This is a genomic window from Paraburkholderia megapolitana (genome assembly GCF_007556815.1).
Taxonomy (GTDB): domain Bacteria; phylum Pseudomonadota; class Gammaproteobacteria; order Burkholderiales; family Burkholderiaceae; genus Paraburkholderia; species Paraburkholderia megapolitana.
Genome location: NZ_CP041745.1, coordinates 2413499 through 2428810, shown reverse-complemented (window position 1 = coordinate 2428810; position 15312 = coordinate 2413499). Strand labels below are relative to the sequence as shown.

Annotated in this window: 15 protein-coding genes; 12 read left to right on the top strand and 3 right to left on the bottom strand. The window is 62.7% G+C overall.

The features are described 5' to 3' along the window. Nucleotides 1-46: 46 nt before the first annotated feature. Both FNZ07_RS24075 and FNZ07_RS24070 read left to right on the top strand, forming a co-directional pair. The gene (locus FNZ07_RS24075) at nt 47-856 is read left to right on the top strand and encodes a YhfC family intramembrane metalloprotease (RefSeq protein WP_091013456.1); all 810 of its coding nucleotides are present in this window, start codon (nt 47-49) and stop codon (nt 854-856) included. A gap of 32 nt (nt 857-888) precedes the next feature. Next, nucleotides 889-1254, top strand: a complete 366-nt coding sequence (locus FNZ07_RS24070; RefSeq protein ID WP_091013451.1) for a DUF3022 domain-containing protein — start codon at nt 889-891, stop codon at nt 1252-1254. A 19-nt stretch (nt 1255-1273) separates the two neighbouring features. On the opposite strand, the gene FNZ07_RS24065 is transcribed toward FNZ07_RS24070, so the two are convergent. Together FNZ07_RS24065 and FNZ07_RS24060 are read right to left on the bottom strand one after the other, a co-directional pair. Beyond that, on the bottom strand, nt 1274-1717 hold the full coding sequence (locus FNZ07_RS24065; RefSeq protein WP_091014739.1) for a PGDYG domain-containing protein: 444 nt from the start codon (nt 1715-1717) through the stop codon (nt 1274-1276). A gap of 217 nt (nt 1718-1934) precedes the next feature. After that, nucleotides 1935-2447: a Spy/CpxP family protein refolding chaperone gene (locus FNZ07_RS24060; protein WP_091013447.1), complete on the bottom strand. Its 513-nt coding sequence runs from the start codon at nt 2445-2447 to the stop codon at nt 1935-1937. 152 nt (nt 2448-2599) lie between these two features. Here FNZ07_RS24060 and FNZ07_RS24055 point away from each other — a divergent pair, with 152 nt between their 5' ends. From FNZ07_RS24055 to FNZ07_RS24040, 4 genes are all read left to right on the top strand, one after another. Further along, nucleotides 2600-3484 (top strand): LysR family transcriptional regulator, encoded by an 885-nt coding sequence (locus FNZ07_RS24055; RefSeq protein WP_091013444.1) that lies wholly within the window; start codon nt 2600-2602, stop codon nt 3482-3484. A gap of 127 nt (nt 3485-3611) precedes the next feature. Further along, nucleotides 3612-4076 carry an Lrp/AsnC family transcriptional regulator gene (locus FNZ07_RS24050; protein ID WP_091013440.1) on the top strand — a complete coding sequence of 155 codons (465 nt, stop codon included), beginning with the start codon at nt 3612-3614 and terminating at the stop codon, nt 4074-4076. 226 nt (nt 4077-4302) lie between these two features. Further along, nucleotides 4303-5400 carry a saccharopine dehydrogenase family protein gene (locus FNZ07_RS24045; RefSeq protein WP_091013438.1) on the top strand — a complete coding sequence of 366 codons (1098 nt, stop codon included), beginning with the start codon at nt 4303-4305 and terminating at the stop codon, nt 5398-5400. Nucleotides 5401-5668: 268 nt separating this feature from the next. Beyond that, entirely contained in the window at nt 5669-7951 is a 2283-nt protein-coding gene (locus tag FNZ07_RS24040; protein ID WP_091013437.1) for an FdhF/YdeP family oxidoreductase, read from the top strand. Nucleotides 7952-7975: 24 nt separating this feature from the next. On the opposite strand, the gene FNZ07_RS24035 is transcribed toward FNZ07_RS24040, so the two are convergent. Next, nucleotides 7976-8596 carry an AAA family ATPase gene (locus FNZ07_RS24035; protein ID WP_091013434.1) on the bottom strand — a complete coding sequence of 207 codons (621 nt, stop codon included), beginning with the start codon at nt 8594-8596 and terminating at the stop codon, nt 7976-7978. Nucleotides 8597-8843: 247 nt separating this feature from the next. Between FNZ07_RS24035 and FNZ07_RS24030 the strand changes: the two genes are divergently transcribed. The 6 genes from FNZ07_RS24030 to FNZ07_RS24005 all read left to right on the top strand — a co-directional run bounded on the left by FNZ07_RS24030 (nt 8844) and on the right by FNZ07_RS24005 (nt 15248). Further along, complete coding sequence (locus FNZ07_RS24030; protein ID WP_245811516.1) at nt 8844-9341, top strand: DUF2846 domain-containing protein; 498 nt, start codon at nt 8844-8846, stop codon at nt 9339-9341. A 193-nt stretch (nt 9342-9534) separates the two neighbouring features. Next, nucleotides 9535-10512, top strand: a complete 978-nt coding sequence (gene corA / locus FNZ07_RS24025) for a magnesium/cobalt transporter CorA (RefSeq protein WP_091013424.1) — start codon at nt 9535-9537, stop codon at nt 10510-10512. An 82-nt stretch (nt 10513-10594) separates the two neighbouring features. Further along, on the top strand, nt 10595-10852 hold the full coding sequence (locus FNZ07_RS24020; protein WP_091013419.1) for a type II toxin-antitoxin system ParD family antitoxin: 258 nt from the start codon (nt 10595-10597) through the stop codon (nt 10850-10852). A 461-nt stretch (nt 10853-11313) separates the two neighbouring features. Further along, nucleotides 11314-12273 carry a sugar ABC transporter substrate-binding protein gene (locus FNZ07_RS24015; RefSeq protein WP_091013416.1) on the top strand — a complete coding sequence of 320 codons (960 nt, stop codon included), beginning with the start codon at nt 11314-11316 and terminating at the stop codon, nt 12271-12273. Between the two features lie 348 nt (nt 12274-12621). Then, a complete protein-coding gene (locus tag FNZ07_RS24010) occupies nt 12622-14232 on the top strand; it encodes a sugar ABC transporter ATP-binding protein (RefSeq protein WP_091013413.1) in 1611 nt (536 codons plus the stop codon). After that, nucleotides 14232-15248 (top strand): ABC transporter permease, encoded by a 1017-nt coding sequence (locus FNZ07_RS24005; RefSeq protein WP_091013410.1) that lies wholly within the window; start codon nt 14232-14234, stop codon nt 15246-15248. Before FNZ07_RS24010 ends, FNZ07_RS24005 begins: the two co-directional genes overlap by 1 nt. Nucleotides 15249-15312: the final 64 nt, after the last annotated feature.

Below are 15312 nucleotides of genomic sequence, written 5' to 3'. Positions count from 1 at the left end.
ACGTTGAACATGCGCCGCCTGTTCGCCCGTCACTGCAAGGAAACTCATGGTCGTCGCACCGCTCACGCTTATCTGTCTCTCGCTCGCCACTCTGTTCGTCGCGGCTCTGCCGGTCATCTTGTATCGCCGCTGGACGCGCACGTTTGTCTTTAACCGACGCGACACGATCGCCGGCATTGCGGTGTTCGCGCTGTTTGCCATGGTGGTCGAGCGCGCGGTGAACGACTACGTGCTGGGCATGAATGCGACGACCGCCGGGTGGCTCACGCACCCGCTGACGTTCGTCATATATGGCGCACTGATAGCCGGCGTCTGCGAAGAGGTCGGGCGTTTCATCGCGATGCGGATGATGTGGCAGCGTGCCGCGCCCGGCACCGCGGCCGCCGATCCGTCGTCGGACGGACGCGCACTGGCGTACGGCATCGGCCATGGCGGCGCGGAAGCGTGGCTCGTCGGCGTGCTGGTGCAGTTTCAATGGATCGTCTTCGCGGTACTCGCCAATCGCGGCCAGCTCGACGAGCATCTGACGAACCTGCCGAGCGATTCGATGGTGCGTGTGCACCTGGTACTCGCCACCTTGTCGCCGCTGATGAGCGGCGTCTTCGTGCTCGAGCGGCTTGCGGCGCTGGCGTTCCAGATCGGGCTGTCGGTGCTGATGTGGCGCGGCGTGCGCGCGGGCTGGCGTGGTACCTTGCCGCTCGCGATCGCCATCCACGCGCTGATCGAGTTGCCCGCTACGCTGTTTCAGGCGCGCATGCTGTCGCTGTTCGCAGTCGATGGGATCTATGTGTTGCTGGCGCTAGTCGTGACCGCGGTGCTGGTGCGGCAGGTACGCCGGCCGGCGCGCACCGCGTGAGCCGAATTGACGAAGACCCGAGCCCCGAGAAAATGGAAGCCTACCAATACGACTGCGCAAGTCCCGATATCGAGGAACTGGCGCGTGTCATCAGCGATCTGTTTCCCGAGCAGACCCAGTTCACCGAGCGTCCCGCCGACGACGGCACACCGACGCTCGTCGTTCATTGGGTGGCGATGCGCTTTGGATCGACAGCACGTCGCATCGCGTTGACTGTGGCGATCGCCCCCGCAGCGCTGGCGCGTTATCGCGCGTTGCCGGCGCAATTGCGCGGCCGCAGTTTTGCGGTGCTGCGTGCGTATGTCGAAGCGGCGATCGGATCGCTGGAAGAGCAGTATGCGAACGGCGAGGCAGTCCCGCGCGAAGTGACTGTCGATCTCGATGAAGAGTTCGCGTGAGCGCCGCGCGAACCGATCGTTACTTGTCTCTCGCGAGACGATAGACCTTGGCGAAGCGCGCGGCCTGCACGACGCCGTAATCGCCCGGTGCGTACTGCATGATCCAGTCGCCGGCGGTGCCGTTGAGCACATCGCCGCCGCCCTCGGACCGCGCAAGCGAAAACGCCTCGTCCATGCGTTTTGCGAGCACGATTGCAGGGCGGTTGCGATACGGGCCCGCCACGCCATGCGCAAGTCCGTCGCGCGCCGGGACGTATTTCGCATCGAAGCGTTCACGCGATACGACCCAGCGGTCGCCGGTCGAGCCGGTGATCAACGCGTCCCCGCTCACATAGCGGTTCGGTCCTTCGAGGCTCATCAGTTCGCCGTCGCGGTCAGCGAAATTGACGGTGACGGTTTCGTCCTTGACGACACGCCGGGCGGCGGCGTCGGTGCGCAGGTCGATGTTGCGGAGTTCGATCATGAGGCGGTTGCCCGACACGGTGGGGCGCATGCTGTTGAAATGGCCGCCAGCGTAGCGCGAAAGCGTGGCGCTTGCATGCACCGAATGCCGAAAATGCGCAGCACATGAAAAAACGCCTGCCGGTGAGGGCAGGCGTTCTGTGCCGGGTGAGCAGCGCGGGTACGCCGGTTGGGGCGTACGTCTTGCGATAAGCTTAGCCGGCGCCGTACTGCGGAGCTTACTGGGCGGCTGCGTCGCTGGCCGATGCCGCAGGCGCCTGCGCCTTGCCCGAATGCTTGCGATGGCCGCGCTCAGACGGGTGCGACGACTGGCGGAAGGTCGCATCGGCGAGCTTCTTCTGGTCCGGCGAGAGGGCGTTGTACAGCGGTTCGAAAGCATCGACGAGTTTCTTCGTGCCGTCGGCCTGCGCCTGGGTGATCTGCGCATACTGCTTCATGTCGTCGAGCGCGGTCGCGGTCGTGTTCGCGTGACGCTCCTGGTACAGCTGGCCCATGGTTTGACCATTGCTGCGCATTACGTCAGCGAAAGCGTTCCACTGGGTTTCCTGCTGCGGCGTGATCTTCAACTGCGTACGCAGCCAGGAGATGCGCTCTTCCACGTGCTGTTCGTGCGTGAGCTTGCCAGCAGGCGCGGACGCCGCCGACGGAGCGGGTGCGGCCGGCGCGGAAGCCTGGGCGAAAGCGCCGCTCATCGTGAGGGCGGTGGCGAGAATAGCGAGGGTTTTTTTCATCGAGACTCCTGATGGTCGTTCGTATCGGCGGTAAGGGATCATGCCAACCCCGGCTGTCCGCTTCGCCTTGGGCAATATTAGTATCACGATATCCGCGCATTGCGGCTGCAATGCGACAACTGCTTACAAACGAAACGAACAGGAAATAGCGGGTGGACAAGTTCGCCAGCATGGAAGTCTTTGTGGCCGTGGTCGAGGCCGGTAGCCTGACGGCGGCCGCCACGCGCTTCGGTATTTCGTCGGCAATGGCCGGTAAACATATCCGCTCGCTCGAAACGCGGCTGGCCACGCGGCTCCTGACGCGCACGACCCGGCGCCAGAGTCTGACGGAGATCGGTCGCCAGTATTACGAACAATGTCGACGGATTCTTGCAGAAGTGAAAGAAGCGGAGTCGCTCGCGGAAGCGATGGCATCGGCGCCGCGCGGCGTGCTGAAGGTGACGGTGCCGCTCACTTACGGCGTGGAAGTATTCGTGCCGGCGATGACCGATTACCTGAGCGCCTGGCCCGACGTGATCCTCGAACTGGATCTGTCGAACCGCGTCAGCGATCTCGTCAACGAGGGTTTCGATGCGGCTGTGCGGATCGGGCAGTTGCCCGATTCCAGTTTCGTCGCGCGGCCGTTGAAGCCGTACCGGATGCGCGCGTGCGCATCGCCGGACTATCTTGCGCGAGCGGGCACGCCACGCATTCCCGCCGATCTCGCGCAGCACGAGTGTCTCGGCTTTCTGCACTGGGGACGCGAAGGGTTGTGGCGGCTCGACGGCGACGCCGAAGGCGAGAGTCAGTTGCGACCCGGACGGTTTCGCGCCAACAACGGCCAGGCGCTAAAGATGGCCGCGCTGCGCGGCTTCGGTCTGGTGCTGCAACCCGAAGCGCTGCTCGCGAAGGAGATTGCGAGCGGACAACTCGTGTCGGTGCTCGAAGACTATCTGCCGGCAGGCATTCCTGTGCATCTGATCTATCCGCGCGACCGTCGCGCGGCACCGAAACTCACTACGTTCATCGACTTCGTGATCGAGCATCTCGGCACATGACGCATCGGCTCGCCGCGAACCCGGGCATAATCCGCGTGTGCTGCGGTTCGTACGGTGTTGCTGATGTTGTCGAAGATGCCGCGCGCTTTTCCTTTCCCTTGTTCCTCTGACCTCGATCCTGCCTTCGATGAGACCTCCGCGACTCGACCAACTCGACGATCTCGACCGTAACCTGGTCGCCTTGCTGCAGGCGAATGCGCGCGAAAGCGTCGCAAATCTCGCGCGCCAGCTCGGCGTGGCGCGTACGACCGTGATCGCACGGATCGCGCGCCTTGAGCGGACCAATGTGATCGCGGGCTACAACGTGCAGCTCGGTCAGGATGTGCTCGACGCGAGCATCTCTGCTTACGTCGGCATCATCATCGCGCCGCGGCACGGCGCCGACGTGCAGAAGCGCCTCGCGAAGATGCCCGAAGTGCAACTGCTGTGCGCAGTGAGTGGCGAGTTCGATTACGTCGCCTGGCTGCGTGCCGATTCTCCGGACCGGATCAACGACCTGCTCGATCAGATCGGCGGGCTCGAAGGTGTCGAGCGTACGACGACGTCGATCATTCTCGCGCGCAAGATCGACCGCGGCACGATGGGCAACTGAAGCATCGGATGCGGCCGCGGCCGGCGATTTTCTCGGCCCGGCGCGGCGTGCTGCAGTGCACTTCGACTGATCGACGACCCGCTTCGTCATATCGTCGAAAACGATGGTCATTTCGCAGCATTTTGCGCCTAGGATCTGTCTCTCTTTCTCCTTACACTGTGTCGCAAGGGTTCGGCCCGTACTTTCGGCTGGAGACAGCCCGTCCACACAGAACAAGGAGAAGCGCATGAAAGTAGCCATCGTAGGCGCAGGTTTGATCGGTCACACCATCGCCCACATGCTGCGCGAAACCGGCGATTACGAAGTCGTCGCAATCGATCGCGATCAACAGGCGCTCGACAAACTCGCCGCTCAGGGCATCCCGACCCGTCGCGTCGATTCCGGCGATGCCGCTGCGCTGCGCGCAGCCGTGCAAGGCTTTGATGCACTCGTGAACGCATTGCCGTACTACCTCGCGGTGAACGTTGCGACGGCTGCGAAGGGCGCCGGCGTTCACTACTTCGATCTGACCGAAGACGTCCGCGCGACCCACGCGATCCGCGCCATCGCTGAAGATGCCGACCATGCATTCATGCCGCAATGCGGCCTCGCTCCCGGCTTTATCGGGCTCGCAGCACATGAACTTGCGAACCGCTTCACCGAAATCCGCGACGTGAAGATGCGCGTCGGCGCGCTGCCCGAGTTCCCGACCAACGCGTTGAAGTACAACCTGACGTGGAGCGTCGACGGCCTGATCAACGAGTACTGCCAGCCCTGCGAAGCGATTCGCGACAACCGTACGCAATGGGTGCAGCCGCTCGAAGGTCTCGAGCATTTCTCGCTCGACGGCACCGAATACGAAGCGTTCAATACGTCGGGCGGCCTCGGCACGCTGTGCGAGACGCTCTCGGGCCGCGTCGAATCGCTCGACTACAAGTCGGTGCGCTATCCGGGTCACCGCGAGCTGATGAAGTTCCTGCTCGAAGACCTGCGCCTCTCCAGCGACCGCGACACGCTCAAGACGATCATGCGCAAGTCGGTGCCGTCGACCGAGCAGGACGTCGTGCTGATCTTCATCACGGTGAGCGGCATGCGTAACGGGCAACTCGTGCAGGAAGTGTTCACGCGCAAGATCTTCGCGAAGACGGTCTGCGGCGTACCGATGAGCGCGATCCAGATCACGACGGCCGGCGCGATGTGCGCGGTGCTCGATCTGTTCCGCGAGAAGAAGCTGCCGCAAAGCGGTTTCGTGCGTCAGGAGCAGGTGTCGCTGCGTGAGTTCCTCGCGAATCGCTTTGGTCAGTTGTATGAAGGCCAGACGATGGATGCGATGGCAACGGTCTAATACACCGCTGCTTGAGGGTCGTGCGGATGCGCGGACAGGTCGCATAGACGGCCGCCGGTGTCCGGAGCAGACGACGCGCGTGTCGTGTCGAAGTAGAGACGAAATGCCTCACTCAATTGAGTGGGGCATTTTTGTTGTGGGCGTGCGGTCGTTGCCCGCGTACTGCGGCATTCGCAAATCGCGTGAACACCTCCTATAACCTTTGAAACAGCCCGATGCTTCTACCGAAATGGTAAGCGGCGGAAAGGGTTCGTTCATGGAGTCTCATATGACCACGCGACGCGACGTTCCAGGAGTTCGCCCGTATGACGCACCTGCCGGAGGCTGGGGAGCGCTCCGTGCCACGGCCCAGGCCGTCCGCACGCAAATGGAAAGCGTCGAGGCGCCGATTACGCTGCTGCGTACCAACCAGCCTGACGGTTTCGATTGTCCGGGGTGCGCGTGGCCGGACAAGGAGCACCGTTCTACATTCCAGTTCTGCGAGAACGGCGCCAAGGCGGTCACCTGGGAGGCGACCACCAAACGGGTCGGGCCGGACTTCTTCCGCAGCAACACGGTGACATCGCTGCTGCAACGCTCGGATTTCGAACTGGAGGATCTCGGCCGACTGACGCATCCGCTCGTCTACGACCGCACAACTGACACGTTCCAGACTGTCGAATGGGACGACGCATTCGCTCGCATCGGCGAAGTGCTGCGCGGGCTGTCGTCGCCCGACGAGGCCGAGTTTTATACCTCGGGCAAGGTGTCGAACGAGGCCGCCTACCTCTTTCAGCTATTCGCGCGGGAATACGGGACGAACAATTTCCCCGATTGCTCGAACATGTGCCACGAGGCGACCAGCGTTGGCCTGCCTCAGTCGATCGGGATCGGCAAAGGTACGGTATCGCTGGATGACTTCGACGCAACCGAGCTGATCTTGTCGATCGGGCACAACCCCGGGACGAATCATCCGCGGATGATGGGCACGCTCCACGAATGCTCGCGGCGTAACGTCCCAATCCTCGTGTTCAATCCGCTGCGCGAGCGTGCGCTCGAGCGTTTCGCCGATCCGCAGAGCGTCATCGAAATGGCGACCTTCGGTTCGACCCGGATCGCGTCGACGTATTTTCAGCTGGCCGCGGGCGGCGATGCGGCTGTCCTCAAGGGCATCATGAAAGCGCTGCTGCAGCTCGACGCGGAACAAGGCAACACCGTTCTCGACCACGCGTTCATTGCAACGCATACGCAGGGATTCGAGGCGTTCGCCGCCGATCTGCAGGCGACGTCGTGGGACGACATCGAAAAGGTAAGCGGACTGACACGCGAAGATCTTGGCAAGGTTGCCGTTGCTTACGCAAAATCGAATGCGACGATCGTCACCTACGGAATGGGTATTACGCAGCACAGCAAAGGCACGGCCAACGTTCGCCTGATTGCCGACCTGTTGCTACTGCGCGGCAACATCGGCAAACCAGGCGCCGGCATCTGCCCTTTGCGCGGCCATTCGAACGTGCAGGGAAACCGCACAGTTGGCATTACCGAAAAACCGTCTGCCGCCTTCCTCGAGCAGATCGAAAAGGTTTTCGGCTTCAAGCCGCCGGCAACGCATGGGCACGATACGGTGCGAGCGATGCAGGCGATGATTGCCGGTACCGCGAAAGCACTGATCTGCCTCGGCGGAAATTTCGCCGTTGCGCTCCCCGATTCCGAGCAGTGTTTTCCGGCGATGGGCAAACTCGATCTGAGCGTGCATCTCGGCACGAAGCTCAACCGGTCGCATCTGCTCGTGGCAAAGGAAACGTATGTGCTGCCCGTTCTGGGCCGCACGGAACTCGATATGCAGGTGACCGGCCGGCAGGCCATCACGGTGGAGGACTCGATGTCGATGGTCCACGCCTCGTCGGGCAAGCTGAAACCCGCGTCAGGGCACCTGCTATCCGAACCGGCGATCGTCGCCGGCATGGCCCGCGCAACGCTGCCGGAGAGCAAGGTGGGCTGGGCGGATCTGATCGCCGACTACGACAGGATTCGGGATTTGATCGAGCAAACGGTGCCGGGGTTCGAAGCGTTCAATGCGCGCATTAGAACGCCGGGGGGATTTCGTATGCCGCTTCCTCCGACGCAGCGCGTGTGGCCTACACCGTCGGGGAAAGCCGTGTTCTCGGTGTACGGCGGCGTGAAGGAAGATGCAGATGTGTTCGGCGCGGACAATGTGCTGCGTCTGATCACGATCCGCAGCCACGACCAGTACAACACCACGATCTATGCGCTCGACGATCGCTACCGTGGTGTATTCGGCCGGCGCGACGTGCTGTTCATGAACCAAGACGATCTCGCCGCACGTGGACTCGAACACGGCGATCTGGTCGACATTGAAGCGATTTCAGCGGGACGACAACTGCGCCTGAAGAAGATCACGGCCATTGCCTATAACATCGCGCCGGGATCGGTGGCCGCCTACTATCCGGAAGCCAACGTGCTGGTGCCGCTCGACTTTATCGACAAAGAGAGCGGTACGCCTGCGTACAAGTCGGTTCCGGTACACGTCCTGCGCTCGGCAGAAGCCTGATGTCGGACTAGCTTGATCGGCAGATCAGACCGGCAGCGGCGGCAACATCGCGCCGGTCGCACGCGGCCGGTCGACCAGTTGCGCAAGCAATGCATCGTAGTCGGCCGCAGTTGGCGCGCTGCTGTCGAACATCAGCAGATCGCCGCGAATGTCATCGGCGGGCTCGAAGCGTCGCTCGCGGTAGGTTTCCCAATGAGCAAGCTTCCAGGCATCGTCGGGATGGCCGCGTGCAGCGATGCGCTCATGTGCAAGCGCTTCGGACGTATGCACCCAAACGACGCGAATCGCGACATCGTCCGCGACACCAAGCCACGCGCGATCGATGAGCCGCCGTTCGCGCACTTCGCGCGACAGCGGTGCGACCACCAGGGCACTCACGCCGAGTTCGAGATTGTCACGCGCGGTGTCGATCAAACCGCGGTATTCGGGATCGCGCAGATGCTGCAGATAGAGCGGACTGTCGCGGTCGTTCGGATTGCCGGTCAGCGCGCCGATCGCAGCTGCGCCGGGCGGTCCGTACAACGTGTCCTTGTCGAGCAGACAGAATGGCATGCCGGTCGCGCGCATGAGCGGCGCGGCGAGATGCTTTGCGACAGTTGTCTTGCCGGTGCCGGCATGGCCGCAGAAGAAAAACAGATACGTCATGGGTCGGTTCCTCGCGCGGGGTTGACGATTCCGGTTGCCGCTCTAACCGGTGTGTTCCGGCGGGCACCTTCGCAGGTAGCGGTTCAGCGGGGATCATGAACAAGAAGCGCGCACCGTGCAAGAGCGTACCGGGTTGGCCGGGCGCGCAGGTATCATGGGTACAGATTGCGCCGCGCGGAACGTCATGCAGCGACACAGGACCCAGGCGCGGCACGCGATGTAGCGACCATACAAGAGGGAGACCGTCATGCGAGTGCACCCGGGCGTTGCAGCAACAGCCGTGAGAGTCATGACTGCGGTACGACGCGCATGGCTCGCAACCGCAACTGTCGTTGTTGTTGCGATCACAGCAATCGCAACGGTCGCGCCGCTCGCAGGCTGCGCACCATCACCCGCCGACCCTGTACCGTTCAAGCCGGTGCCACCCGAGCGCATTCTCAAGCGCGAATACACCCAGCCCGCCGCCGGCCTCGTCGCAGTCGAGATACGCCGCGAGCGCTCCGCCGATGTGATCGTGCGTTTTCGCGACGTGCTCGTCTATGTCGACGGCGAGCAGGTCATCGATCTGATGAACGGCGAACACGCCGTCTTCTATCTGACGCCTGGCGCACATCGCCTCGCGGTATCCACGCAGTTCGATCCGGTGCTCGAATTCGCGTTTCCAGTCGACGCCAGCTACACGAATCACGCGAGCATCGTGTTCGACAAGGATCATCGGGTCGGGCTCGTGCGGATGCCGAAGTGACGGTTGATCGAGCGACGCTGCGCTCAAGCGTAGGCAATTCGTAATCTAACGAAACGGTAAGATTCGACACATTCGCGGCATACTGGCTCGCTAATATGCCGGCTGCGCTATGTCCGCACCGCACCGCAATGCGCGAATCCGGCGCGGCGCGTGCGGGCCATTGCTCCGTATCCGTTTTGAAGGTAACCCCCACATGCTGATCAATTGCGCCGCCTACCAGGACGGCAAAAAGCTGGCCGATATCCATATCGACGACATCAGTGTCTATGTGGCGAAGCCTGAGTGCTTCGTCTGGGTCGCGCTGAAAGACCCGGGCCCAGATGAGCTCGAAACGATGAAGGAGGAGTTCGGGCTGCACGAACTCGCCATCGAAGACGTCCTCAACGGACACCAGACACCGAAGATCGAAGAGTTCGGCGAGTCGCTCTTCGCGGTGATGCACACCGTCGAAATGGACGAGCACGGTGAACTGAAGATCGGCGAGGTCGACGTGTTCGTCGGCAGCAACTATGTGCTGTCGATACGCAACCGAACCCAGCTCGGTTTCCAGGCCGTGCGCGAACGTTGCGAGCGCGAGCCGCAACTGCTGAAGGAAGGTTCCGCGTTCGTGCTGTATGCGCTGGCGGACAATCTCGTGGACCGCTATTTTCCGATTCTCGAAGCGATCGGGACGGAAATCGAAGGCGTCGAAGACCGCATTTTCGACAAGCACAATCTCGCGTCGTCGCGCGCGATCATCGAGGACCTGTACTCGTTGAAGCGTCGCCTCGTCATTCTTCAGCATCACATCGCGCCGCTGCTCGAATCGATCGGCAAGCTCACCGGTGGACGGATTCCGCAAATCTGCGTCGGCATGCAGGCGTACTTTCGCGATGTCTACGACCACCTCGAGCGGATCGTGAAGACGATCGAAGGGCGCCGCGAAATGATCGTCACCGCCATCCAGGTGAACCTCGGAATGATCTCGCTCGCGGAGAGCGAGGTGACCAAGCGGCTTGGATCGTTTGCGGCGCTGTTCGCGGTGCCGACGATGATCGCGGGGATCTACGGGATGAACTTCCAGAGCATCCCCGAACTGCACTACAAGTACGGATACCCGATCTGTATCGCGTCGATGTTCGTCGTCGATGTGTTTCTGTGGTGGCGGTTCAGGCGGGCGGGGTGGTTGTGAGCGATCTGTCTGGGCTGTCTGCGGCGACGAACTGTGGGAAGAGCGCGATAAGATATCGAGTTGACATAGTGAGGGCACAGCCATGATCAGAGCAGACCTTGGACAGCAACTCGAGGTGTACGTCGCCAGTCTCGTCGAGACGGGCCGCTATGGTTCGGAAAGTGAGGTCTTGCGTGAAGGCGTGAGGCTGATTCAGAACCGCGAGACGCAGCTTCTCGCACTGGAAGCAGTGATCGGGCACGGCGTCGCCGATTCGGACGCGGAGCGGGGCAAACCTGCTGGCGATGTGTTCGATCGCCTCGAAGCAAAATATCAGGCACTGGCGAACGACAGGCAGTGATCATTCAAGCCCTGCACGGCGCACGCGATTACGCCGCAATACTCTTCGAGTAGACCGGCATAAGCCGCCTCGCCGGATTCGCCGGCTACATTCGCATCCTCCATGCGCCACAGGCCGATCGGCCGACCCCATACTCGCCATCCACCCCTCACACCCTTGCAGCGCCCCCCAGAAAGGGCCAGCATAAGCGGCCCGGCCACGGCACACCTCGCTGCGACCGGGCGTGCTACGAAGTACGATCCGCACCAACGCTACGAGAGACCTTGCCACGCCGCCGCGCGACGCGTCGTGTTCACAACACGCGGTACTTGCCGCATCGGCAGAACACGCAATCGGCCGATGCAGCGCAACACTGCGAAAAGTTGACATTTCGCATAAGCTGCGTCGAGAATAGGCGCTCGCAAACGTTTGCGCGTACGAAAAATAGGGTTTTCCCTGAACCCAACAACTGGAGATAACGCATGAACCACCGCATTCGCCGCCGCGTGCTCGCGGCAGCTGTCGCGCTCACCGCAGTCGTTTCCCTGCCGCTCACCACCGCCGCCCAGGCGCAGACCGCGAAGAAGCCCAAAGTCGCGCTCGTGATGAAATCCCTCGCCAACGAATTCTTCCTGACCATGGAAACCGGCGCGAAGGATTATCAGAAGCACAACCCGGCCATGTTCGATCTCGTGACGAACGGCATCAAGGACGAAACCGACACCGCCAACCAGATCCGCATCGTCGAGCAGATGATCGTCTCGAAGGTCGACGCGATCGTGCTGGCGCCTGCCGATTCGAAGGCACTCGTGCCGGTCGTCAAGAAGGCGGTCGACGCCGGCATCATCGTCGTGAACATCGATAACAAGCTCGATCCGGACGTGCTGAAGTCGAAGGATCTGAACGTGCCGTTCGTCGGCCCGGACAATCGCAAGGGCGCGCAGAAGATCGGCGATTACCTGGCCCAGAAGCTGAAGGCCGGTGATCAGGTGGGCATCATCGAAGGCGTGTCGACGACGACCAACGCACAGCAACGCACCGCGGGTTTCAAGGACGCGATGCAGAAGGTTGGCGCGAACGTCGTGTCGGTGCAGTCGGGCGAATGGGAAATCGACAAGGGCAACGCAGTTGCATCGGCGATGCTCAACGAGTACCCGAACCTGAAAGCGCTGCTCGCCGGTAACGACAACATGGCGATCGGTGCGGTCTCGGCCGTGCGTGCAGCCGGCAAGCAGGGCAAGGTCTACGTGGTCGGCTACGACAACATCACCGCGATCAAGCCGATGCTGAAGGATGGCCGCGTACTCGCCACCGCCGATCAATACGCCGCGAAGCAGGCAGTGTTCGGTATCGACACGGCACTGAAGGCGATCTCCGAGCACAAGAAGCAGTCGGAGCTGTCCGGCATCGTCGAAACACCGGTCGATCTGGTCACGAAGTAACCCAACCAGGAACGCAGCAGAGAACGCAACGAGCAAGTAATGCAGCGATGCGGGCTACACAGCCTACATCGCTGCCGCTCAACCAGCGCTCAAGAAACCCGCTACGCGGCCGATATGCCAGAGGTAAGCGTCATGACGATGCAGACAGTGCGTGCAGCATGTGCGCGCTACCTGCCGCCAGTTCGTCGCGCCTCGCCGCGCTTCGCCAGTTAGCCAGCGAAACGCGCAAGAACCCGCTGCCGCAAGCAGCCCGACGAGCGCGTCATGACACACGAGGCTGTCCGCATCGACCTTGGTCCGGTAACGACCGGCAAGGCCCCGCACGACAGCTCCGGAACCAGGATTGCAATGGATTTGACCGACAACGACGCATCGTCTGCCGTACTGTCCGTCACCGGCATCGGCAAGACCTATGCCGAGCCGGTGCTCGCGGACGTGAGCCTGACCTTGCGCGCCGGCGAAGCGCTTGCGCTGACCGGCGAGAACGGCGCGGGCAAGAGCACGCTATCGAAGATCATCGGCGGACTGGTGGTGCCGACCACGGGCACGATGCGGCTCGCCGGCGCACCGTATGCACCGGCGAGCCGCACCGAGGCCGAAGCGCTCGGCATACGGATGGTGATGCAGGAGCTGAACCTGCTGCCGACCCTGTCGGTCGCGGAGAACCTGTTCCTCAATCGCCTGCCGCAGGTGGGTCCGCTGCGCCTTGGCTGGATCGACCGGCGCAAGTTGCGCGAAGACGCTCGCGAGGCGATGGCGCAGGTCGGGCTCGATGCAATCGATCCCGATACGCTCGTCGGCGAACTGGGCATCGGCCATCAACAGATGGTGGAGATCGCGCGCAACCTGATCGGCGATTGCCGTGTGCTGATCCTCGACGAACCGACCGCGATGCTGACGGCTCGCGAAGTCGATCTGCTGTTCGTGCAGATCGAGCGGCTCAAGGCGCGCGGCGTCGCACTGGTGTACATCTCGCACCGGCTCGAAGAACTCGCGAAGGTTGCCGAGCGCGTCGCCGTGCTGCGCGACGGCAAGCTCGTGCATGTCGATGCAATGGCGCACCTGTCGAGCGATCGTATCGTCACGTTGATGGTCGGCCGCGAGATCGGCGAGCGCATCGATCTCGGTGTGCGCAACATCGGTGCACCGCTGCTGAAAGTGGACGGCCTCGGGCGGGCGAAGGTCGTCAACGACGTGTCGTTTGAAGTGAAGGCGGGCGAGATCTTCGGCATTAGTGGGTTGATCGGCGCTGGCCGGACCGAACTGATGCGGTTGATCTACGGTGCGGACCGCAAGGATCGCGGCACGGTGTCGCTCGCACGCACACCGGGCGAAGCACCACAGTCGGTGCAGATCGACACGCCCGCCGACGCCGTGCGCAACGGCATCGCGCTGATTACCGAAGACCGCAAGGGCGAAGGCCTGCTGCTGCCGCAACCGATCGCAGCGAACGTGTCACTCGGCAACATCGGTAGCGTGTCGCGTCACGGCGTCGTCGATGCGAAACGCGAGAACGCGCTCGCCCAGCAGCAGATCGACGCGATGCGCATTCGCACCTCGGGGCCGGCGCAACCGGTCGGCGAGCTGTCCGGCGGCAATCAGCAGAAGGTCGTGATCGGTCGCTGGCTGGCACGCGACTGCCGTGTGCTGCTGTTCGACGAACCTACGCGCGGCATCGACGTCGGCGCGAAGTTCGATATCTATGGATTGATGGGAGCGCTCGCCCGCGAGGGTCGGGCGCTTGTCGTGGTGTCGAGCGACCTGCGTGAACTGATGCTGATCTGCGACCGGATCGGTGTGATGTCCGCCGGTCGCATGACCGGTGTCTTCAGGCGCGACGAGTGGTCGCAGGATGCACTGCTCGCCGCAGCGTTCGCGGGCTATCGCAGCCGCGACGCCTTGCTGGACAGCCACGATAGCCACCACGGCAACGACAAGCAAGAAGCAGGGAGCCTGTAATGACGAATCAACCGGTGCCGCAAGGCGGCACGAAGCAAGCAGCGAGCGCAGTCGATAAACAAGCCAGTAAGCCCGCCGGCACGCGGTTCGGCTTTTCGAATTACCTCGGTCTCGCCGGCGCACTGCTCGCGATGATCGTCCTGTTTTCGCTGCTCAGTTCGCACTTCTTGAGCTACGACACGTTCAGCACGATCGCCAACCAGATCCCGGATCTGGTCGTGATGTCGGTGGGCATGACGTTCGTGCTGATCATCGCGGGAATCGACCTGTCGGTCGGCTCGGTGCTCGCGCTCGGCGGCTCGGTGGTCAGCGTCGCGGCGCTGAAGTGGGGCTGGGGGCCGATACCGTCCGCGCTGCTCGGCATGATCGCCGCCGCGTTGACGGGCACCTTCACCGGCGCTGTCACGGTCGGCTGGCGGATTCCGTCGTTCATCGTGTCGCTCGGCGTGCTCGAAGGCGCGCGCGGCATTGCCTACCAGATGACGAATTCGCGTACCGCCTATATCGGCGACGCCTTCGACGTCCTGTCGAATCCGATTGCGTTCGGCATCTCGCCGGCGTTCCTGATCGCGGTCGTCGTGATGATCGTCGCGCAGTTCGTGCTGACGCGCACGGTGTTCGGTCGCTATCTGGTCGGCATCGGCACCAACGAGGAAGCCGTTCGGCTTGCCGGCGTCAATCCGCGGCCGTACAAGATCATCGTGTTCGCGCTGATGGGCGCGTTGTCGGGGCTGGCGGCGCTGTTCCAGATCTCACGCCTCGAAGCCGCCGATCCGAACGCCGGAGACGGGCTCGAACTCCAGGTGATCGCGGCGGTCGTAATCGGCGGAACGAGTTTGATGGGCGGTCGCGGGTCGGTGATCAGCACGTTCTTCGGCGTATTGATCATTTCGGTGCTCGCCGCGGGCCTCGCGCAGATCGGCGCCAGCGAGCCGACCAAGCGCATCATCACCGGTGCGGTGATCGTCGTGGCCGTGGTGCTGGATACCTATCGCAGCCGGCGCAAGCGCAGCTAGCGCGCCGGGCACAATCAAGAGAGGCTGTTACCGGGCAACGCGTCGTGCGCAAAGGGTGCACGCG

Excerpts from the sequence above, each read along its gene's own strand:
- FNZ07_RS24075 (WP_091013456.1), top strand. The coding sequence starts at position 47 with ATGGTCGTCGCACCGCTCACGCTTATCTGTCTCTCGCTCGCCACTCTG.
- FNZ07_RS24070 (WP_091013451.1), top strand. The coding sequence starts at position 889 with ATGGAAGCCTACCAATACGACTGCGCAAGTCCCGATATCGAGGAACTG.
- FNZ07_RS24065 (WP_091014739.1), bottom strand. The coding sequence starts at position 1,717 with ATGATCGAACTCCGCAACATCGACCTGCGCACCGACGCCGCCGCCCGG.
- FNZ07_RS24060 (WP_091013447.1), bottom strand. The coding sequence starts at position 2,447 with ATGAAAAAAACCCTCGCTATTCTCGCCACCGCCCTCACGATGAGCGGC.
- FNZ07_RS24050 (WP_091013440.1), top strand. The coding sequence starts at position 3,612 with ATGAGACCTCCGCGACTCGACCAACTCGACGATCTCGACCGTAACCTG.
- FNZ07_RS24045 (WP_091013438.1), top strand. The coding sequence starts at position 4,303 with ATGAAAGTAGCCATCGTAGGCGCAGGTTTGATCGGTCACACCATCGCC.
- FNZ07_RS24040 (WP_091013437.1), top strand. The coding sequence starts at position 5,669 with ATGACCACGCGACGCGACGTTCCAGGAGTTCGCCCGTATGACGCACCT.
- FNZ07_RS24035 (WP_091013434.1), bottom strand. The coding sequence starts at position 8,596 with ATGACGTATCTGTTTTTCTTCTGCGGCCATGCCGGCACCGGCAAGACA.
- FNZ07_RS24030 (WP_245811516.1), top strand. The coding sequence starts at position 8,844 with ATGCGAGTGCACCCGGGCGTTGCAGCAACAGCCGTGAGAGTCATGACT.
- corA (WP_091013424.1), top strand. The coding sequence starts at position 9,535 with ATGCTGATCAATTGCGCCGCCTACCAGGACGGCAAAAAGCTGGCCGAT.
- FNZ07_RS24020 (WP_091013419.1), top strand. The coding sequence starts at position 10,595 with ATGATCAGAGCAGACCTTGGACAGCAACTCGAGGTGTACGTCGCCAGT.
- FNZ07_RS24015 (WP_091013416.1), top strand. The coding sequence starts at position 11,314 with ATGAACCACCGCATTCGCCGCCGCGTGCTCGCGGCAGCTGTCGCGCTC.
- FNZ07_RS24010 (WP_091013413.1), top strand. The coding sequence starts at position 12,622 with ATGGATTTGACCGACAACGACGCATCGTCTGCCGTACTGTCCGTCACC.
- FNZ07_RS24005 (WP_091013410.1), top strand. The coding sequence starts at position 14,232 with ATGACGAATCAACCGGTGCCGCAAGGCGGCACGAAGCAAGCAGCGAGC.